15 protein-coding genes are annotated in these 19,520 nt (G+C 66.3%); 4 read left to right on the plus strand and 11 right to left on the minus strand.

What is annotated here, in order from left to right:
• Window positions 1-94: 94 nt before the first annotated feature.
• Window positions 95-370: a hypothetical protein gene (locus AC07NI_RS05420; protein WP_494616682.1), complete on the minus strand. Its 276-nt coding sequence runs from the start codon at window positions 368-370 to the stop codon at window positions 95-97.
• A 157-nt stretch (window positions 371-527) separates the two neighbouring features.
• Entirely contained in the window at window positions 528-2,015 is a 1,488-nt protein-coding gene (locus AC07NI_RS05425) for a Ppx/GppA phosphatase family protein (RefSeq protein ID WP_494616683.1), read from the minus strand.
• Between the two features lie 181 nt (window positions 2,016-2,196).
• Between AC07NI_RS05425 and AC07NI_RS05430 the strand changes: the two genes are divergently transcribed.
• Window positions 2,197-3,177 (plus strand): phosphotransferase, encoded by a 981-nt coding sequence (locus AC07NI_RS05430; RefSeq protein ID WP_494616684.1) that lies wholly within the window; start codon window positions 2,197-2,199, stop codon window positions 3,175-3,177.
• Here the strand turns inward: AC07NI_RS05430 and AC07NI_RS05435 are convergent.
• The 4 genes from AC07NI_RS05435 to AC07NI_RS05450 form a co-directional block, all read right to left on the minus strand.
• Complete coding sequence (locus tag AC07NI_RS05435) at window positions 3,164-3,544, minus strand: hypothetical protein (protein WP_494616685.1); 381 nt, start codon at window positions 3,542-3,544, stop codon at window positions 3,164-3,166. The genes AC07NI_RS05430 and AC07NI_RS05435 overlap by 14 nt on opposite strands.
• Window positions 3,541-5,775, minus strand: coding sequence for an RNA degradosome polyphosphate kinase (locus tag AC07NI_RS05440; RefSeq protein ID WP_494616686.1), 2,235 nt, complete (start codon window positions 5,773-5,775; stop codon window positions 3,541-3,543). The genes AC07NI_RS05435 and AC07NI_RS05440 overlap by 4 nt, the downstream gene beginning before the upstream one ends.
• A gap of 115 nt (window positions 5,776-5,890) precedes the next feature.
• Window positions 5,891-6,574 carry a DnaA regulatory inactivator HdaA gene (gene hdaA / locus AC07NI_RS05445; RefSeq protein ID WP_494616687.1) on the minus strand — a complete coding sequence of 228 codons (684 nt, stop codon included), beginning with the start codon at window positions 6,572-6,574 and terminating at the stop codon, window positions 5,891-5,893.
• Window positions 6,575-6,694: 120 nt separating this feature from the next.
• Window positions 6,695-8,155: a P-loop ATPase, Sll1717 family gene (locus AC07NI_RS05450; RefSeq protein WP_494616688.1), complete on the minus strand. Its 1,461-nt coding sequence runs from the start codon at window positions 8,153-8,155 to the stop codon at window positions 6,695-6,697.
• 83 nt (window positions 8,156-8,238) lie between these two features.
• On the opposite strand from AC07NI_RS05450, the gene AC07NI_RS05455 reads away from it, so the two are divergent.
• Window positions 8,239-8,988, plus strand: coding sequence for an EcsC family protein (locus AC07NI_RS05455; protein WP_494618283.1), 750 nt, complete (start codon window positions 8,239-8,241; stop codon window positions 8,986-8,988).
• A 638-nt stretch (window positions 8,989-9,626) separates the two neighbouring features.
• Here AC07NI_RS05455 and parE read toward each other — a convergent pair.
• The 3 genes from parE to AC07NI_RS05470 all read right to left on the minus strand — a co-directional run bounded on the left by parE (window position 9,627) and on the right by AC07NI_RS05470 (window position 14,667).
• Window positions 9,627-11,738, minus strand: a complete 2,112-nt coding sequence (gene parE / locus AC07NI_RS05460) for a DNA topoisomerase IV subunit B (protein ID WP_494616689.1) — start codon at window positions 11,736-11,738, stop codon at window positions 9,627-9,629.
• Window positions 11,739-11,845: 107 nt separating this feature from the next.
• Window positions 11,846-13,198, minus strand: coding sequence for an amidohydrolase family protein (locus AC07NI_RS05465; protein WP_494616690.1), 1,353 nt, complete (start codon window positions 13,196-13,198; stop codon window positions 11,846-11,848).
• Window positions 13,198-14,667, minus strand: a complete 1,470-nt coding sequence (locus AC07NI_RS05470; protein ID WP_494616691.1) for an amidohydrolase — start codon at window positions 14,665-14,667, stop codon at window positions 13,198-13,200. The genes AC07NI_RS05465 and AC07NI_RS05470 overlap by 1 nt, the downstream gene beginning before the upstream one ends.
• 125 nt (window positions 14,668-14,792) lie before the next feature.
• Between AC07NI_RS05470 and AC07NI_RS05475 the strand changes: the two genes are divergently transcribed.
• Window positions 14,793-15,146, plus strand: coding sequence for a Kazal-type serine protease inhibitor family protein (locus AC07NI_RS05475; protein ID WP_494616692.1), 354 nt, complete (start codon window positions 14,793-14,795; stop codon window positions 15,144-15,146).
• Window positions 15,147-15,188: 42 nt separating this feature from the next.
• Window positions 15,189-15,572 carry a putative quinol monooxygenase gene (locus AC07NI_RS05480; RefSeq protein ID WP_494616693.1) on the plus strand — a complete coding sequence of 128 codons (384 nt, stop codon included), beginning with the start codon at window positions 15,189-15,191 and terminating at the stop codon, window positions 15,570-15,572.
• Between the two features lie 53 nt (window positions 15,573-15,625).
• Here the strand turns inward: AC07NI_RS05480 and AC07NI_RS05485 are convergent, their stop codons facing one another.
• The gene (locus AC07NI_RS05485) at window positions 15,626-17,803 is read right to left on the minus strand and encodes a TonB-dependent receptor (protein WP_494616694.1); all 2,178 of its coding nucleotides are present in this window, start codon (window positions 17,801-17,803) and stop codon (window positions 15,626-15,628) included.
• A gap of 293 nt (window positions 17,804-18,096) precedes the next feature.
• Window positions 18,097-19,506, minus strand: a complete 1,410-nt coding sequence (gene glnA / locus AC07NI_RS05490; RefSeq protein WP_494616695.1) for a type I glutamate--ammonia ligase — start codon at window positions 19,504-19,506, stop codon at window positions 18,097-18,099.
• Window positions 19,507-19,520 lie beyond the last annotated feature (14 nt).

Genomic DNA, 19,520 nt, shown 5'->3' on the forward strand with positions numbered 1-19,520 from the left:
CGGACTTTCCGCCTCCGCAGCGGCGCCGGTCTTCGACCCCTCACCCGACCCGCTGCGCGGGCCACCCTCTCCCGCAAGGGGAGAGGGGATTATCCTAGTGGTGCGCGAACTGGCTGAGCGCGCCGCCGGCGGCCAGGCCCAGGGCGCAGAAGACGCCCAGGTGGAAGACGACGCCGATGGCGACGGTGCGGCGGACCGACCAGGTGTTTTCCTGGGCGAAGACGCGGCCGATTTCCGATTGCAGGCTGCGCGCGGCGCTGGCCACGGGCGCGTCGTGGTCGTTGGCCACGTGCAGGTCGGGACGCTTGCGAGCCTCGACCGGAGCCGGGGCGATAGCGTCCAGGTAGTCGAACTTACGCTTCAACATCACTGACCTCCGTTTATTTCGTTGGAGGTCACGCTACGGAAGCAGTGCTAACAAACTATGCAGTGTTGTCGACGCATGCCTGCGACAACTTGGCAATTTCCCCGTATCGGGGAAGTTCAGGGGTAATTAAGCATGTTGCCCAGGTCGTCTATACCTGGATTTACCCTGTGATAATCTTTGGCTTCAAGTTCAGATGTTGCGCGGCGGTATTGGCGCGCTTGCTGGTCTGTTCGCCAAGCAGAAGATCGGCATAGCCGGGGTCCGCCGCCAGGATCAGGTGGCTCTTGTCCAGGGTCAGGCGCGAGTGAGCCAGCAGGCGAGGGCTGCGGCCGGAGAGGTCGCAGGCCAGGCGGATGGTCGCGCCCAGGGCGCGGGCCCGCTTCAGCTGGGCCGGGCTCAGCAGGCGCTCCAGGGTCTGGAGCTCGGGCGGGTTGAAGGTGGTGGCGTGGCGGGCATGAGCGGCCACGGCCAGGTAGCAGCGCTCGACATGGGTCTGGCCGGCGATCGGGGCGCGCAGCACCTGCTCGAAGACGAGGTCGGCGCGATGGTCGGGGTGCAGGCGCGCGCCGACGTCCGACAGGCGGCAAGCGGCCGAGACCAGGATGCCGTCGCGCTCGCCGAACAGTGGCGGCAGGGTGCGGAAGGCCGGGGCGATCCAGGCGTCCAGGGCGATGTCCAGGTCGTCGGCGACGCCCTGGCGGGCGCCCAGGGCCGCGCAGCCCTCGATCAGCGGGTCCAGGCCCCGCACGCGCGGCGGCATGGCCTCGAACAGCAGGCCCTCGCGCACGCCATAGGCCGAGATCTCGATGCGCTTGAGGCCCAGCTGCTCGATCAGGGTCTCCAGCACCACGGCGGCGTAGGGCAGGGTTTCCGAGCGCTTCTTGCTCATGCCCTCGATGCGCTCGAGCGAGCTCTTGGACTGGTGGGCGACCAGGCGGGCGGCGTCGAGGGCCTCGCTGGCGCCGATCTCGTACTGGTGGACGACGTGCAACGGATAGCCCGACAGCCGCATGTGCAGCAAAGCGAGGTTGCGCCAGGCGCCGCCCACGGCGTGGAAGGTGTCGGTCTTGAAGTCGGCGGCCACGGTGGCCAGGCGCTCGCGCGACAGGCGGCGGACGCGCTCGCCGTCGAAACCGCTGGGCGTGCTGAGGCTGAAGGGACCCAGCGGCAGGGTCACGCCCCGGCCGGCGCCGGTGGCCGACAGGCGCACCAGCTCCAGGCTGGCGCCGCCCAGGTCGCCGACCACGCCCTCGGCGTCGGGGGCTCCGGCCAGCACGCCGACGGCGGCGTAGTGGGCCTCTTCCTCGCCCGAGAGGACGCGGACGGTGAAGCCGGTCTCGTCGCGGACGCGGTCGATGAAGTCCTGGCCGTCCACGGCTTCGCGGGCGGCGGCGGTGGCGACCACGAAGGTCTCGGCCGGATTGACGGCCTCCAGCACGGCGCGGAAGCGCTTGAGGGCCTGCAGGGTCTGGATGACGCCCTCGGGCGACAGGCGGCCGCTGCCGCCCAGGTCACGGCCCAGGCCCGCCAGGACCTTCTCGTTGAAGACGGTCCAGATGGCGCGGCCTTCCAGCCGGTACACCACCAGGCGGACCGAGTTTGAACCGATATCGATCACAGCCGCGTCGCGCGGCGCCTGGAAGGGCATGGGGCTGATTTAACGTATTCGGAGGATGGGGGAAGCGGGAACAACCGATTTCGATGGGGAAGAACGCGCGGAAAGGCTTGTCGGAAAACGCCTTGATCGTTTCGGCGTATTATTGCCCGGGTGATATTGACTCTAATTCTGTCCGGGTAAATAAGGCGGTGTTCTTCGAGAGGTTCCGCCGATGTCCGTTTCGCCCGACCAACTCCCCGCCGTCACCAAGGCCCTGCGCGCCACATTCGGGACCGAGGCGCTCGACGGCTGGACGGCCGTGTCCGGCGGGCTGTCGGGGGCGGGGGTCTACAAGATCCGCGTCGGCGGCATCGCCTATCTGCTGCGGGTCGAGGCCCGGCGAGACGGGCTGCGCGATCCGCATCGGAGCTATGCCTGCCTGAAATTAGCGGCCGGGGCCTGCCTGGCGCCGCGCGTGCGCTACGCCGATCCAGACGACGGGGTGGTGATCAGCGACTTCATCGAGGCGCGGTCGATGGCGCTGGACTATGCCGGCACCCGCGCCGACCTGGTGGTCGAGCTGGCCCAGGCGGTGCGGGCGCTGCACGCGATCCCAGGCTTCCCGCCGCTGGTCGACTATCTGGACGGGCTGGAGGCGCTGGTCGGCGAGGCCGGGCGCAGTGGCGTGGTCCCGGTCGGGGCGTTCGACAGCTGGGCGCGGCTCTACACCGTGTGCAAGCGCCTGACGCCGCAGCCGGTGTCCAGCCACAACGACCTCAATCCCGGGAACCTCGTCTATGACGGCCGGCGCGTGTGGCTGGTCGACTGGGAGGCGGCGTTCCGGGCCGACCGCTATGTCGATCTCGCCGCCATCGCCAACACCTACGCCGCCGATCCGGACGACGAGGCCCTGTTGCTGCGCACCTATTTCGGCCGCGAGGCTGCGGACGCCGAGCGGGCGCGGCTGTGGCTGTTCCGACAGGTCAGCCACGTCTTCCACGCGGCGGTGTTCGTCGCCGGCGTGGCGGGGCAGGCGAGGGCGGACAGCCTGGACGGGCCGGAGCTCGACGCGATCCACCAGGGCCTGGCGCTGGGCGAGCCGCTGCTGGCGACGCCGGAGGGGCGGCTGGCTTATGGTTTGGCGCGGCTGAGGACAGTGACGGCGAACCTGGCGTCACCGGCGTTCGCGCGGGCGGCGGCTATCGCGAATTGATCCGGCACGCCACGGTCCGCCAGCCGTCGCCGTCGTTGCGGTGATAGCAGGTGCCGTAGCTGACCTGCCGGCCGTGCGCCCGCTCGCCGCCCTTGGTCAGGGCCCACGGCGTGGGGCCGAGCAGCAGCATGTCGGTGGTGTCGGCCTTCTTGCCGCAGAAGCCCCACCAGCGGATGTGGTAACCGCCGAACACGCCGGGGCCGAACACCGCGCCCTCGCGCTGAGCCTTGCGCTCCACGCCCGGCGCGACGCCGAAGCGGTCGACGCCGGGACGCGAGGGCAGGGCTTGGATCGCGCAGATGTCGGCCTGTCGCGCGGGCGCGCAGGCCGACAGCATCAGCAGGAGGCCAAGGGCAAAGCGCCTCAACGCTTGCGCTTGGTCCCGACGTGGTCGAAGGCGCGCGGCAGGTCGCGGGCGCTGTGGCCGCGGCCCGACAGGCTAGGATTGGTCATGAAGTAGTCGTGGGCAGAGAAGGCGCCGCGGTTCTTCCAGTTGGCGTCGCGGGCATAGCCGCCCTCGCTGTCGAGACGCCAGCTCTGGGCCTCGTCATTGAGGTTGGCGACCATGATCTGGTCCAGCACCTGCTGGTGCACGGTCGGGTTCTCGACCGGGACCAGGGTCTCGACGCGGCGATCCAGGTTGCGGGGCATCCAGTCGGCCGAGCTGATGAAGAGCCGCGTCTGGGCCGACGGCATAGGCCCGCCATTGGCGAAGGCGATGATCCGCGCGTGCTCGAGGAAGCGGCCGACAATCGACTTGACCCGGATGTTCTCCGACAGCCCCTTGATGCCCGGACGCAGGCAGCAGATGCCGCGCACGACCAGCTCGATCTGCACGCCGGCCTGGCTGGCGGCGTAGAGGGCGTCGATGATCTGCGGATCGACCACCGAGTTCATCTTGGCCCAGATGCCGGCCGGCTTGCCGGCGCGGGCGTTGTCGGCCTCGGCGGCGATCATCTTCAGCAGGTCGGGCTTCAGGGTCGTGGGCGAGAACGACAGCCGCTCCAGATGGCCCGGCTGGGCGTAGCCGGTGATGAAGTTGAACAGCTTGCCCCCGTCGCGACCCAGGGCCGGATCGCAGGTGAAGAGGCTGAGGTCGGTATAGATCCGCGCCGTCTGCGGGTGATAGTTGCCGGTGCCGAAGTGGCAGTAGGTGCGCAGGCCCTCGCCCTCGCGGCGGACCACCACCGACAGCTTGGCGTGGGTCTTCCAGTCGACGAAGCCGAACACCACGTGCACGCCGGCCCGCTCCAGGTCGCGCGCCCACTTGAGGTTATTCTCCTCGTCGAAGCGGGCCTTGATCTCGACCAGGGCCGTGACGTTCTTGCCGTTGTCGGCCGCCTCGATCAGGGCCGCCACGATCGGGCTGTCCTTGGAGGTGCGGTACAGGGTCTGCTTGATCGCCAGCACGTTCGGGTCGCGCGCGGCCTGGCGCACGAACTGCACCACCACGTCGAAGCTCTCGAACGGGTGGTGGACCAGGATGTCCTTCTCGCGGATCGCCGCGAAGCAGTCGCCGCCGTGGTCGCGGATGCGCTCGGGGAAGCGGGCGTTGAAGGGCGGGAACTTCAGGTCCGGACGGTCCGGCGGGATGAGCTCCGACATCTGGGCCAGGCCCAGCTTGCCGTCGACCAGGATGACGTCCTCGGGCTCGGCGCGCAGGCCCTCGATGATGAAGTCGCGCAGGTCTGGCGGCATGGTGGTCTGGATCTTGACCCGCACCACGCGGCCCAGGCGACGCTTCTTCAGCCGCGCTTCGAACTCGCGCACCAGGTCTTCGGCCTCTTCCTCGATCTCCAGGTCGCTGTCGCGGTTCAGGCGGAACAGGCCTCGGCCCTCGACCTCGTAGCCGGGGAACAGGTGCTCCAGGAACAGGATGATCAGGCTCTCCAGCGCCACGATCTTGCGCTGGCGCTTCTTGCCGCGCGTGACGACCGAGGACAGCTCCCAGAACCGGCGCACCTGCGAGGGCACCGGGGCCAGGGCGTAGAGGTGCTTGTCGTCGGCGATCCGGCGCAGCTTCAGCGCCAGGCAGAAGCCCAGGTTCGGGATGAACGGGAACGGATGGGCCGGGTCGATGGCCAGCGGCGTCATCACCGGGAAGATCTGGTTGAGGAAGATCTCCTCGGCCTTCTTGCGGTCCTCGCCCTCGATGTCCTTGGCGTCGAGAAGCTTCAGCCCCTCGTCCCACAGCTCGGTGCGGACCTGGCGCCAGATCTTCTGCTGCTCGCCCATCAGCTCGGCGGCCGAGGCGTTGATGCGCGCCAGCTGCTCGCCGGGGGTCAGGCCGTCCTGGCTGATCACCCGCACGCCCTCGCGCACCTGGCCCTTCAGGCCGGCCACGCGGACCATGTAGAATTCGTCGAGGTTGTTGGCCGAGATCGACAGGAACCGCAGCCGCTCCAGCAGCGGGTGGCGCGGATTGGCGCTCTCTTCCAGCACCCGCTCGTTGAAGGCCAGCCACGAGGTCTCGCGGTTGAAGAACCGCTCCGGCGAGGCCAGCAGTTCGGCGTCGAGGGTCAGGCCCGTCTGGGGCGGCGGGATCTCGGGCGCGGCGGGGACGAGCGGCGGGGTCGGCAGGGCGGCGGCGTCGGTCATGATCCCACTCTAGCGCGAAAGTTTTCCCGAGGGTGAACGCCCAATCGTGACGACGTGAGATGACGCGGTGACGACAGTGGCGGACCCGGCCGAATTTAATCTGCCTACCGACGGCCTAGTCCAGCTCCTCGCCCTCCAGGTCGCCCAGCATCTCGCGCGCCAGGGCCTTGTTGACCGCGCGATGGTGCTGCGACGCCGCCTCGTCCAGCAGCTTGGCGGCCGCCAGGGCCTCGGCGGCCGAGCGGGGCAGGCGGGCGATCAGATAGGGATAGAGGTCCGGATCGGGCTTCAGGTGCTCGGCCCGGAAGGCGCGCTCCAGCACCGCCCGCAGCACCACGTCGTCGGGCTCGTCGATCGCCGCCACCGACAGCGCGTTCAGCCGTGAGCGCAGGTCGGGCACGGACGAGCTCCAGGCGATCGGCGCGACGCGGGCGGTCAGCAGCACGCTGCCACCGTCGACCCCGGCCATGTTGAGGATGTGGAACAGGGCTTCGTCGGAAAGCCCGCCGGCCCGTCGGTCGGCGTCCTCGACCAGGATCGCCCGGCCGCGCAGGGCGGGGAGGTCGACCTCGCCCGCGTCCGCCGCGTCGATCACGACGGCGTCGGCGGCTCGCGCCCAGGTCCGCGCCAGATGGGTCTTGCCGCTCCCGACCGGCCCGACCAGCGCCAGCCGCCCCTCGGGCCAGCTCGGCCAGGCGTTCAGCCGCGCCAAGGCGTCGGCGTTACAGCCCGAGACGGCGAAGTCCTCCCGGCCGTAGGTCGGCTCGGCGGTCAGCGGCAGTCTGAACTGGGTGGACAATCCCTGGGGCCCGGCGTGGTGAATGTGCGGTCAAGCATATAGGCCGCGCGGGCGCGGAGGGCGAGGCGAGGGGGCTGGGGATAGTGGGGATGGAAGGGAGAGGGATGTGGACGAGGAAGGCTACTGTCTAGCCTCACGCAACTTCGCATATTCCTTCAGGCCTAGATGGACCTTGAAGCGACTAGCTCCATTGTCCCATCCAGCTTCCGGATCGGAGTACTGAAAGGCCCAACCTGAGCCGCCGTAACCACTTCTCCGTTCATACCCAATGACTGAGAACCGGTAAAGTTGCCCAAGTGCTTCATCGGCACTCAAGGGATTATCTTTTGATTTTCGACGATTGTATTCGGTCTGAAAGTCAATTCTGTCAAACGTAATGGTACTGATTGCAGAGCAAGCCTGTAGCGCTTCATCCCATTGGAGCCAGTGAGGGCGTATTTCATCATCGAGTTCGGCCTTTAGGTACGCCGAGTACTCGTCTCGTGAGTTTACAATATCTTTGTTTATAATATGAGTGGGTTCAACGTTTCTTTTTTTGGACTCGGCCAGGACGATATTCAGGAATTTGATTACGTCGCGCGGCCTGAGAAAGGTTCTTGCGAGGATATGGTTCCACTTGGTTTGCGATCCGCGCATTAAGTCGGGCGTTGAGATATCTGTCCAGGTGGCATTAGTGTCGAGTTTTGCTTTTAAGCGAACTACTATTAACTCCAACAATGTTTCGGATTTCCATCCTAGGTGCATGGCCAGTGTTTGACTGATTTTATTCTTATCGGAAAATTGCAAATCCTCCCAAATATCAGTCCGAAGATAGACTATGGGGTTGATTTTTACATTTTCCTTTTGGCTATCCCTTCTTATTTCTCTAGCGGCCAAAATGAGGCCGGTTAACATTTTATAGCGCGCATCTTCTAGTTTTGCGAGGCCTTGATCAAGTTCATCGAAATGGAGATACACTGCATTGACTTTAGCTACCCGAGCAATATCAAACACAGCTTCCATAATGGAGCTAGTAACGGCGTTGAGCTCGAGGCCAAACTGATGATCTTTAGCCTTTCTGTCAAAATCAACTCCACCAAGTTGATTTCCCATAACCGAGGGCTGCAGGGAGAAGCCGCCCAGTTTCAGTTTGTTCGGGCGTAATATGTCCGAAATTTTTGGCGATGGTCCGCCATAGTTATCCTGGAAGAACTGTTTCAGGCTTTTCTCGTGAGAACTTTGGGTGCTTTTTGGGTGGGATAAAACTAGCGCGGCAAGTTCAATTGCAATCAGATATTTCCAAGATGATACGTAAGCTTCAATATCGGAGGCACCATAGTCTATACGTTGAGCATGTACATTCCAGGGGTATCCGCCGAGATTTAGAGATCGTGAAAGCCAACCAGTTTGGCGTTCTGTGAAATGTCGAACGATCGCCGTCTTTCCTGTGCCTTTTCGACCCAGGACAAGGAAAGCTTCTCCGCTGGCGATAGTCTTTGTGGCATTTGTTGCGAGAAAATAGTCGAGAACTGTGGCGTCATCTTCTGCTGCTACATCGCCGAAAGACGAGAAGGTGGAGAGTGAATAGGTCTTCGCATTCATGACGCCGTCCCCTTTTTGTGAGAGGTTAAGCGCTCTTCTATATGAGTGGCAATCTGTCGAGTGCCCGTTTAGCGAGATTTATAATTCAGCTCTCCCCCGACCTCCTCGCCTGGCGCGCAGACCTCACCAAGCCCGCTGGACCCCTGAGCGGTGTCGCGCGGGCTACGCAGCAGCGGATCAACCGGCTGATCCCCGAGAAGGTCCACGCCGCCATCACCGCCGCCATCGAGGGGATGACGCGGGCGTTGCTGGTCGGGTCGGACTATGCGACTGGCTCGCCGCTGGTCGGCCTCTCCCTGGACGAGCGCCGGGCCAAGGCGGCCAAGGCGATCGACGGGTGGAAGAAGGCGGCGGCGGCCGAGGGCGGGGTGACCGGGGCCGGGGGCTTCCTGCTGGCGGCGGCCGACTTCCCGCTGCTGATGAGCTTCAAGATCAAGCTCCTGTTCGAGATCGCCGCGATCTTCGGCCATGACGGGACCGAGCTCCCCGAGCGCTTGTTCATCCTGCATGTCTTCGAGCTGGCGTTCTCGGACGCGGCGCACCGGGCCGGGGTCCTGGCGGCGCTGGAGGACTGGGAGGCCAAGGCCCATCCGGCCCACCTGGACGACTTCGACTGGCGGGCCTTCCAGCAGCAGTACCGCGACCACATCGATCTCGCGAAACTGGCCCAGTTCATCCCCGTGGTCGGCGCGCCGCTGGGGGCGATCGTGAATTGGCGGCTGGTGGAGCGGTTGGGGCATACGGCGGTGATGGCGTACCGGATGCGGGCGGAGCAGGGGGCGGACAAGAAGATGCTCTCCCGCGATGCGGGGGAGCTGTCGCGGAGCGACTGAGGGGGCCAGCACGGCCTATGCCCAGCTTGCCCCCTCCGGCCCTCCGGGCCACCTCCCCCGCAACGCGGGGGAGGATCTACGGGGATTGAGCGTCGTCTATCCTCGGAATTGGCGAGATCAAAGTTAGCGAAATCAACCGCTTCTCACTTTTACGCCCCGCTGAATGATCCGCGTTCAGCGCCGCTCCATAATCATAGCCATCCCCGTCGCGGGGGAGGGCGTTTGGATCCGGCCCAAAACGGCGGCGGGGGTAGGTTGAGCGGGGCCGCTGGCGGTTCCCGGCGGTTTTGGCAGGTCGCGTCGCTTACTCTTTAGGAGCGCACGCGGGTGATGGGACCGTCCGGGATCAAAGCCATCAGCGGAGCGACAGGGCGGTGATCGTATAAGCCGCCTATCGTGGATCGTCGGGGTCGAGACGGATGTAGCCGATCGACTTGGTCCGCGCCCGTCCGGGGGCTAGTGGGGACCCGAGCTGAAATACGCTCACGCCTCCCATCCTCACGGGCAAGAACAACCTGGCGGAGCGGTCAGCGAGCCGAAACACAACAAACCTTACGGTCTCCGGGTTCGCCCGGCCGCTCCGTCGCCTCCCCAACACCTTCAGCGGCCCGCCGCGTGAAGCGGCGGCGCCGTGAGTGCTAGAGATCCAAGTCCGCCGACGCGAACTCGGCGTTCTCCTGGATGAAGCGGAAGCGCAGCTCCGGCTTCCGCCCCATCAGGGTCTCGACCAGGCTTTCCACCGCCTCTTCCGAGCGCGGCAGGGTCACGCGGGCCAGGGTGCGCTTCTTCGGGTCCATGGTGGTCTCCTTCAGCTGCGCGGCCATCATCTCGCCCAGGCCCTTGAAGCGGCCGATCTCGGGCTTCTTGCCCTTGAACACCGTGGCCAGCAGTTCGTCCTTGTGGGCGTCGTCGCGGGCGTATTCGGACTTGCCGCCATGGGCGATGCGGTAGAGCGGCGGCAGGGCCAGGTACAGGTGACCCTGGCGGATCACGTCCGGCATGGTGCGGTAGAAGAAGGTGATCAGCAGGGAGGCGATGTGGGCGCCGTCGACGTCGGCGTCGGTCATGATGATGATGCGGTCGTAGCGGAGGTCTTCCTCGCGATACTTGCTCCCGCCCTGGGCTCCCAGGGCCAGCATCAGGTCCGACAGTTCCTTGTTGGCGGTGAACTTCTCGCCACTGGCCGAGGCCACGTTCAGGATCTTGCCGCGCAGGGGCAGGATGGCCTGGTACTTGCGGTCGCGGGCCTGCTTGGCCGAACCGCCGGCCGAGTCGCCTTCGACGATGAAGAGCTCGGCGCCGTCGACCGCGCCGCCGGCGCAGTCGGCCAGCTTGCCCGGCAGGCGGAGCTTGCGGGTGGCGCTGGCGCGGGTGACTTCCTTGTCCTTGCGGCGCTTGAGGCGTTCCTCGGCCCGCTCGATGACGAATTCCAGCAGGGCCTGGGCGTTCTTCGGGCTGGAGGTCAGCCACAGGTCGAACGGGTCGCGCAGCGCCGCCTCGACGAAGCGCTGGGCCTCGGAGGTGGAGAGCTTTTCCTTGGTCTGGCCCTGGAATTCGGGGTTCTTGATGAACACCGAGATCAGGGCGCCGGCCTGGGCGACGACGTCGTCGGCGGTGATGATCGTCCCGCGCTTCTCGCCCTTGAGGTCGGCATAGGCCTTGAGGCCACGCGTCAGGGCGGCGCGGAAACCGCTCTCGTGAGTGCCGCCTTCGGGGGTGGGCACGGTGTTGCAGTACGACTGCATGAAGCCGTCGTGCTCGCCGAAGCCCTGGGGCGTCCAGCTGACGGCCCACTCGACCGCGCCGGCCTCGCCCTGGCGCTCGATGCGGCCCGAGAAGCTGTCGGGCGTGATCGTGGTCAGGCCCTTGGTGCGCTCGGCCAGGAAGTCGGCCAGGCCGTTGGGGAAGTGGAAGACGGCTTCGGGCGGGGTCTGGTCATGGATCCGCGACGGGTCGCAGGACCATTTGATCTGCACGCCGCGGAACAGATAGGCCTTGGAGCGGGCCATCCGGTACAGGCGGGCGGGCTTGAAGTTGGTGCCTTCGCCGAAGATCTCGTCGTCGGGCTTGAAGCGTACCATGGTGCCCTTCTTGCGCGACGGGCCCAGCTGTTCGATCGGGCCCAGCGGCTTGCCGCGCGAGAACACCTGCAGGTGCTCGAAGCCGTCGCGCCAGACGGTGACCTCGACGCGTTCCGACAGGGCGTTGACCACCGAGGCGCCGACGCCGTGCAGGCCGCCCGAGGTCTCATAGGCCTTGCCCGTGAACTTACCGCCGGCGTGCAGGACGGTCATGATGACCTCGAGCGCCGACTTGCCCGGGTACTTCGGGTGCGGGTCCACGGGCATGCCGCGGCCGTCGTCCTTGACCGACAGGAAGCCGTCGGCGTCGAGCTTGACCTCGATGGTTTTGGCGAAGCCGGCCACGGCTTCGTCCATCGAGTTGTCGAGCACTTCGGCGAACAGGTGGTGCAGCGCCCGCTCGTCGGTGCCGCCGATGTACATGCCGGGACGCTTGCGGACGGGTTCCAGCCCCTCCAGCACCTCGATGTCGGCGGCCGAGTATTCGCCCGGCGCGCTGGCCTTGGACGGCGGAGGCGGCGGGGCGGCCTTCGACGGGGGCGGCGGGGGGATCGGACGCGGCGTCGGCTCGACGTGCGGCTCCACGCTGGCCTGGAACGGCGCGGCCGGGACGGGGGCCAGGGCGTCGTCGTCGCCAAACAGGGAGGGAGTCTTATCGGAAGAGGACATAAGGGGAACTCTAGGCGATTCGAGCGCGGGGGCCTCGTATCGCCTCGCAGACGTCCCCTGAAAAGAGAAATCCGCCCCCAGCTTGGCCGGGGGCGGATGGGGTAGGCTTAGCGGTAGGCGGGCGGATAACCGCTGGCGTCGGTGGCCGCGTAGCGGTCGCGCAGCTGGTTCTGGCGGCTGTCCTGCGGCTGCTCGACGCCGCCGACGAAGACGTTCAGCGGCCAGCTGGTCGTCTCCAGCGGATCGCCGTTCCAGACCACGACGTCGGCGAGCTTGCCGACTTCGAGCGAGCCGATCTTGCCGTCCTGGCCCCAGATCTTGGCCGGGATCAGGGTCACCGAGGCCAGACCGGCTTGGTAGGGCAGGCCGTTGGCGACCGCGAGGCCGGCGTTCAGGCGTTCCTGGCGCAGGTTGTTGAAGTCCCGCGAGCCGTTGATCGCCACCGTCACGCCGGCGGCGTTCAGGCGTGCGGCGTTGTCCAGGCGAGCGCCCAGGGCCTCGAAGCTCTCGGGCAGGTCGGCCTGCGGATCGACGATGACCGGCACGCCGGCCTTGGCGATCTCGCCGGCGACCAGCCAGCCTTCCTCGACGCCTTCGAGGATGATCTTGATCTTCTCCTCGGCCGCCAGCTTCAGCGCCTGGCGGATGTCGGCTGCGCGGGAGACGCGGATCAGCAGGGGCGTCTTGCCCTGCGTGACCGGGATCAGGGCCGCGAGATCCAGACGCGACAGACCGAAGTCCCGCGTCGCGCCCTGCTCGAAGGCCGAACGGCGGGCGGCGAAGGCGCGAGCGTCTTCGAGCGCCGAGCGGATCAGGATCAGGTCGGCGCCGCGCGAGCCGCCGGCCGCCCGTGCGCCGCTCTCGCCCAGCGAGACGGTGACGGCCAGCTTGGAGGCCTCGACGATGTCGGTCGCGCCGGCCTTCAGACGGATGAAGGCCGCCTGGCCGCCGAACAGCGACGGGTCGCCGTCACCGGTCTTGCCGGCGGTCATCTCCTCGACCACGCCATCGTCGGCATGCTCGTGGGCGCCGCCGCCGGTCCCCGACAGCACCGGCACGACGGCCGAGCTGGTGATGCCGCCGTCCCGGGCGAACGGGATGAAGGTCGAGGCCGGGTTGATGCCGTAGCTGATGTCGAAGGCGGCGGAGAGCGCATTGCCGGTGCCGTCGTCGCGGGTCTCACGCACGCCGCTGACTTCGGACGCGCCGAGGTTCGAGGACGAGGCGACGAGGCCCGGGCTGACGACGCCGCCCTTGGCGTCGATGACCCGAGCGCCAGCCGGGGCTTGGACGTTGGCGCCCAGGGCGGCGATCTTGCCGTCCTTGATCACCAGGGTCCCCGCCGGGATGGTCGGGCCGGAGACCGGCTCGATGCGGGCGTTGACGATGGCGACGGTCTCGGCCGCCGCGGGGAGGGCCAGGGCGCAGGCGGCGCTGGCGAGAAGCAGTGACCGGATCATCAGTTGAACGCTCCCTGGCCGGGCTGGCCGAGCTCGAAATCGGACTTGGGCTGGAAGCGCTTGTCCTTGCGGTCGTAGATCAGCGCGCCGTCGATGAAGACCTTCTCGGCCTGGGCGTAGACGCTGAACGGGTCGCGGCTCCAGACCACCAGGTCGGCGGCCTTGCCGGGCTCGATCGAGCCGGTCTTGTCGCCGATGCCCATGGCCTTGGCCGGGTTGGCGGTGATCCACTTGATCGCCTCGGCCCGGCTGATGCCGTAGCCCAGCTTGTTGCCGGCGGTCATGGCCAGGGCGGCTTCCTGGTTCAGCCGCTGGGTCATAATCGGGTCGTCGGAGTGGATGACGACGCAGGCGCCGTTCTTCCAGAGGATGGCGGCGTTAGCGTCGATGCCGTCCAGGCTTTCCATCTTGAAGCCGGTCCACGAGGCCCAGGTGGCCGAGCAGATGCCTTCCTTGGCCAGCAGGGGCGCGATCTTGTAGCTCTCCACCGCGTGGTGGAACATGGTGATCTTGTAGCCAAACTCCTTGGCGATATCGATCATCACGGCTTCTTCGTCGGCGCGGTAGCAGTGGTTCTGCACCAGGATGTCGCCCTTCAGGACGCCGGCCAGGGTCTCCATCTGCAGGTCGCGCTTGGGCGCATCGGCCTTCTCGCCCTTCTGGACCTTGGCGCGATAGTCGTCCCAGCGACGGGTGTAGTCGGCCGCGTCGATCCAGGCCTTGCGATAGCCGAAGACGTTGCCCATCGCGGTGGAGGGCGAACGGCCCTTGCTGCCGTAGACGCGCTTGGGGTTCTCGCCGCAGGCCATCTTCAGGCCGTAGGGGGCGTCGGGGAACTTCATGCCCTGCATGGTGAGGGCAGGCACGTTCTTCAGCGTCACCGAGCGGCCGCCGAACAGGTTGGCCGAGCCGGGGAGGATCTGCAGCGTCGTGATCCCGCCGGCGCGGGCCCGGTTGAAGCCGGGGTCCTGCGTCCAGACCGAGTGCTCGGCCCAGACCTGGGCGGTGTTGGGATCGGTGGCTTCGTTGCCGTCCGAGCGGGCCTGGACGCCGGGCGAGGGATAGACGCCCAGGTGGCTGTGGGCGTCGATGATGCCGGGGGTCAGCCACTTGCCGGTCGCGTCGACCTTGATGGCGTCGGCCGGGATGGCGGTTTCGGGGCCGCCGACGGCGACGACCTTGCCGCCCGAGGTGACGACCACGCCGTTCTCGATCTGCTGACCGGTGGCGGTCAGCACCGTGGCGCCGACGAAGGCCGTGGCCTGCGAGGGGAACGGCTTGTAAGTCGACGGAAAGCCCGTCGAGGCTTGGCCGTCCAGGCCCTTGGGCAGCGGCTTGGCCTCGACCTTCTCGGCCGGTTTCGCTGTGGTGGACGGTTTGGTGGGACCACCGGTCCCGGTCGTCGCGCAGGCGGAAAGCCCCAGCGCGAGCAGGCTCGTGGCCATAGCCACGGAACGCCATCTGATCATGAAAAAGCCCCGACTCTCGAAGAGGCGGGAAGGACAGACGAAAAGAACCTCGTTATCAAGTTAAACGCGTTCGAGCCGGCCCGTTTGCCGGCAAAATCGTTCCGCCTGTTCTTCGGAGGTCCTCCATGCGCCGTCTGCTCGCCTGTCTCGCCGTCGTGCTGCTGACCGCCTGCACCGCGCCGACGTCTCCCGGTCCTTCGGGGCCGCCTGCCCAGTCGCCCCGGACGCCGGTCGCCGAGGGCGGCATGTGCGGCGGCTTCGCGGGCTTCCAATGCCAGGCCGGCCTGACCTGCCAGATGGAGCCCGGTGTCTGCCATCGGGTCGCTGACGCCTCGGGCATTTGCAAGAAGACGCCGCAGGTCTGCACGCGGATCTACCAACCGGTCTGCGGTTGCGACGGCAAGACCTATGGCAACGCCTGCACGGCGGGGGCGGCCGGGGTCAGCGTCGCCGCCCAGGGCGAGTGCAAGGCCGGCTAGGCTGCTGCCAATATCCGGCCCGTGCTGACGCAAGGTAGGCCCATGACCAAGATCGTCCGACGCGATGTGCTGGCCGGCGGCCTCGCCGTCGCCGCTCTCGCGTCTACCGCCCAAGCCCAGGAGAAGACGCCCATGTACGGACTGATCGGACAGATGCTGGCCGCGCCGGGCAAGCGCGATGAGCTGCTGGCCATCCTGGGCGAGGGCACTGACGACATGCCCGGCTGCCTCAGCTACGTGATCGCCAAGGATCCGGCCAACGCCGACGCCTTGTGGATCACCGAGGTCTGGAACGACAAGGACGCCCACGCCGCGTCGCTGAAGCTGTCAGCGGTGCAGGCGGCGATCGCCAAGGCCAGGCCGATCATCGCCGGCTTCCCACAGCACTTCGAGACCATCCCGGTCAGTGGCCACGGCCTGAAATAGAAAAAGGCCGCGGATCGCTCCGCGGCCTTTCCAGTCTTGCGGACCCGAAGGTCTTAGAAGCTGGCGTTCAGCGAGACGCCGAAGACGCGCGGCTCGTTGACGAAGGCGGTCAGGTTGTTGAAGTCGATCGCGCCCTTGATGTTGCTCTCGTTGGTGATGTTGCGGGCAAAGGCCGCCAGCTCCCAACCGGCGTCCTTGTTTGCGTAGCCGACCTTCAGGCCGCCTTCGAAGTCGCCCTTCGAGTAGAACTCCTTCGACTGGTACAGGAACAGGTTCGTGTAACCCTGGACCTTCCAGTCGGTGAAGGCGAACAGCTCGCCGGTGGCCAGCGGGAACGAGTAGCGGGCCGTGAAGTCGAAGGTGTACTTCGGCGCGTTCGGGAACGGGTTGCCGTTCACGAGGGCCAGGCCGCCGGCGGTCAACTGGTCGGTGACGGTGCAGGCGGCGCAAGGGGCGACGGCCAGCGTGCTGTCCTTGATCTTGGTGTGGGCGTAGCTGTAGCCGGCCGTGACGACGAAGGTCGGGGTGACCACGAACTCGCTGTCCAGTTCCAGGCCATAGGCCTCGCCCTTCTTGGCGTTGATCAGGCGGTTGGAGTTGCTGCCGCCGCCGACCGCGCTGAACTGCGGATCGTCGATGGTGTAGCTGAAGATCGCGCCGTTCAGACGGACGCGGCGCTCGAACAGCTCGCTCTTCAGGCCCAGCTCATAGGACATGATGGTTTCGGACTTGGCCGACGAGGCCGGCGAGCCGAAGGCGATGTCGCGGCCCTGGATCGACGGGCCGCGGAAGCCCGAGGCGACCTTGGCGTAGACGCTGACGTTCTCTTGGATCGCGTAGAACGCCGACAGGTCCCAGGTGACCTTCGAGTCCGAGACCGAGACGGCCGGGGCCGGGTTCGGGCCCGACACGACGTTCAGGTCCTTGTCGTCGTCGGTGTAGCGCAGGCCGCCGGTCAGGGTCAGCTGGTCGTTGACCTTGTACGAGGCCTGACCGAAGGCGGCCCAGGCCTTGTTCTTCTGGCGCAGCGTGGTGGCCGGCATGAAGAACGGGTCGGTGCGGATGTCGTACTTGGTGTCGAAGTAGTAGCCGCCGACCTGCCAGCTCAGCGGGCCGTCGGTGTCGCTGGCCAGACGGATTTCCTGCGTCCACTGGAACAGGTTCTTGATGCCGTCCTGGGTGTCCGACTGGAACGGGATGAAGCCCGGGCCGCCCGGATTGCCGCCGTCGATGTCGCCCAGGCTGTAGCCATGGGTGTTCTCATAGGCGGTGATCGAGGTCAGCTTCGCGCCGTCGAGATCGTAGCTGATGTTCGCCGAGCCGCCGTAGCCCTTGTACTTCTGCGGGTTGTTGGCGGTGTTGTTGTAGGCGACCGAGTCACGGTCGTAGTTGGCGTTGAGCTTGTTGGAGCCCTTGGTCAGCACGTTGGCGCGGAACACGGCGGCGGTGCCGTCCAGGTCGCGGGCGTGGACGTTGAACAGGGCGCTCAGCTTGTCGTTCGGGGTGACCAGGACCTGCAGGCGCGCGGCCTTTTCGTCGAAGCCGCCCAGCGCGTTGTCCTTCTTGGTGAAGGTGTTGTCGATCCAGTCGTCGCGGTGCTGGTACAGCACCGAGGCGCGGGCCGCGACCTTGCCGGGAACGATGGCGCCGCCGATGCCGCCGTCGAAGGTGAAGGTGTTGAAGGTGCCGTAGGTGGCCGTGGCGCGGCCCTTGACCTCTTCGCTCGGCTTGACGGTGTCGAACTTGACGATGCCGGCCGTGGTGTTGCGGCCGAACAGCGTGCCTTGCGGGCCGCGCAGGACTTCGACGTGGTCGAGGTCATAGATCGGCGAGCTCTTCAGCACGACGTTCTCGAGGACGACGTCGTCCTGGATGATCGACACCGGCTGCGAGGCGGCCAGGTCGAAGTCGGCGTTGCCCAGGCCGCGGATGTAGAAGCGCGGGGCGACGCGGCCGTTCGAGGACTCGGCGTACAGGCCCGGGGCCTTGCCCGACAGGGTCAGGATGTCTTCGCCCGAGGCGAAGGCCGACTGCAGGCGCTCGCCGGCGATGGCGGCGACCGAGACCGGTACGTCCTGCAGGTTTTCACTGCGCTTCTGGGCGGTGACGACGACTTCGCCGACTTGGGTTTCCTGGGCCATGGCGGCCGAGCCGGCGGCCAGCGAGGCCACGAGGGCGGTCAGGCCGCACGACACCGTGAGGGCGCGGCGGAAGGAGCGGGTGGGGTGCATGGAGACATCCTGTGATGAGCACGCCGCCCGCCGACTCTGACCGGGGCGTTAACGGCGCTTCTATTGCGCTGCGATAGGCTCATCCGAGGCTGTTGGGATATCTCGGAACACGCGAAATCGGCTCGTTTGGGGCGATTACGTCGGTTCTGTTGCGAGTTTGCGACATTTTTGTTCAGGCGCTGCCCAGTAAGTAATAATCTATTCTACTTACGAGCTGGGCCTCACCTTGCGGCGCAACGAAAAAGGGCCGGAGATCGCTCTCCGGCCCTCGTCGTGTCTAAGCGCTTACGCGATCAGCACTTGTAGTACATGTCGAATTCGACCGGGTGCGGATGCAGTTGCAGACGCATCACTTCTTCCATCTTCAGCTCGATGTAGCTGTCGATGAAGTCGTCATCCATGACGCCGCCGGCCTTCAGGAAGGCGCGGTCCTTGTCCAGGCTTTCCAGGGCTTCGCGCAGCGAGCCGCAGACTTCCGGGATCTTCTTCTGCTCGCGCGGGGGCAGATCGTAGAGGTTCTTGTCGGCCGGCGCGCCCGGGTCGATCTTGTTGATGATGCCGTCCAGGCCGGCCATCAGCAGGGCGACGAAGGTCAGATAGGGGTTGCCCATCGGGTCGGGGAAGCGAGCTTCCAGACGCTTGGCCTTCGGGCTGTCGACGTGCGGGATGCGGATCGAGGCCGAGCGGTTGCGCGAGCTGTAGGCCAGCTTCACCGGGGCTTCGTAGCCGGGCACCAGGCGCTTGTACGAGTTCGTCGTCGAGTTCGAGAACGCGTTGATGGCCTTGGCGTGCTTGATGATGCCGCCGATGTAGTACAGGCAGTCCTGCGACAGGCCGGCGTACTTGTCACCGGCGAACAGCGGCTTGCCGTCCTGCCAGATCGACTGGTGCACGTGCATGCCCGAGCCGTTGTCGGCGAACATCGGCTTGGCCATGAAGGTGGCCGTCTTGCCGTAGGCCGCGGCGACGTTGTGGATGACGTACTTGTAGAGCTGCATCCGGTCGGCCATCACGACCATGGTGTCGAACTTCAGACCGAGTTCGTGCTGGGCCGGGGCCACCTCGTGGTGGTGCTTTTCCGGCTTCATGCCCAGCTCGCCCATGACGGCCAGCATTTCGCCGCGCAGGTCCTGAGCCGAGTCGACGGGGTTCACGGGGAAGTAGCCGCCCTTCGGGCCAGGGCGGTGGCCCATGTTGCCTTCCGGATATTCCTTGCCCGAGTTGCTCGGCAGTTCGCTCGAGTCATACGAGTAGCCGGTGTTGTTCGGCGCGGTCGACCAGCGGACGTCGTCGAAGATGAAGAACTCGGCTTCCGGGCCGAAGTAGACGGTGTCGCCCACGCCGGCCGACTTGACGTAGTTGAACGCGGCCTTGGCGATCGAGCGCGGGTCGCGGTTGTAGGGGGTGCCGTCGTCCGGGTTCACGACGTCGCAGAACAGCGCCAGCGTGGTCTGCTGGTAGAACGGGTCGATGATGGCGGTCGACAGGTCGGGACGCAGCTTCATGTCCGACTCGTTGATGGCCTTCCAGCCGGCGATCGACGAGCCGTCGAACATCGTGCCGTCGTTCAGGAAGTCGTCATCGACCAGGTCGATGTCGAACGTGACGTGCTGCAGCTTGCCGCGCACGTCGGTGAAGCGGACGTCGACGTACTTTACGTCCTTTTCCTTGATCAGGTTCAGGATGTCCTTGGCGGTGCTCATTCAGTATCCCCTGT

Source organism: Caulobacter sp. GW821-FHT10E02 (assembly GCF_059415225.1).

Excerpts from the sequence above, each read along its gene's own strand:
- AC07NI_RS05485 (WP_494616694.1), bottom strand. The coding sequence starts at position 17,803 with ATGCACCCCACCCGCTCCTTCCGCCGCGCCCTCACGGTGTCGTGCGGC.
- AC07NI_RS05425 (WP_494616683.1), bottom strand. The coding sequence starts at position 2,015 with ATGCCCTTCCAGGCGCCGCGCGACGCGGCTGTGATCGATATCGGTTCA.
- AC07NI_RS05470 (WP_494616691.1), bottom strand. The coding sequence starts at position 14,667 with ATGATCAGATGGCGTTCCGTGGCTATGGCCACGAGCCTGCTCGCGCTG.
- AC07NI_RS05430 (WP_494616684.1), top strand. The coding sequence starts at position 2,197 with ATGTCCGTTTCGCCCGACCAACTCCCCGCCGTCACCAAGGCCCTGCGC.
- AC07NI_RS05465 (WP_494616690.1), bottom strand. The coding sequence starts at position 13,198 with ATGATCCGGTCACTGCTTCTCGCCAGCGCCGCCTGCGCCCTGGCCCTC.
- AC07NI_RS05475 (WP_494616692.1), top strand. The coding sequence starts at position 14,793 with ATGCGCCGTCTGCTCGCCTGTCTCGCCGTCGTGCTGCTGACCGCCTGC.
- AC07NI_RS05440 (WP_494616686.1), bottom strand. The coding sequence starts at position 5,775 with ATGACCGACGCCGCCGCCCTGCCGACCCCGCCGCTCGTCCCCGCCGCG.
- glnA (WP_494616695.1), bottom strand. The coding sequence starts at position 19,506 with ATGAGCACCGCCAAGGACATCCTGAACCTGATCAAGGAAAAGGACGTA.
- AC07NI_RS05480 (WP_494616693.1), top strand. The coding sequence starts at position 15,189 with ATGACCAAGATCGTCCGACGCGATGTGCTGGCCGGCGGCCTCGCCGTC.
- AC07NI_RS05450 (WP_494616688.1), bottom strand. The coding sequence starts at position 8,155 with ATGAATGCGAAGACCTATTCACTCTCCACCTTCTCGTCTTTCGGCGAT.
- parE (WP_494616689.1), bottom strand. The coding sequence starts at position 11,738 with ATGTCCTCTTCCGATAAGACTCCCTCCCTGTTTGGCGACGACGACGCC.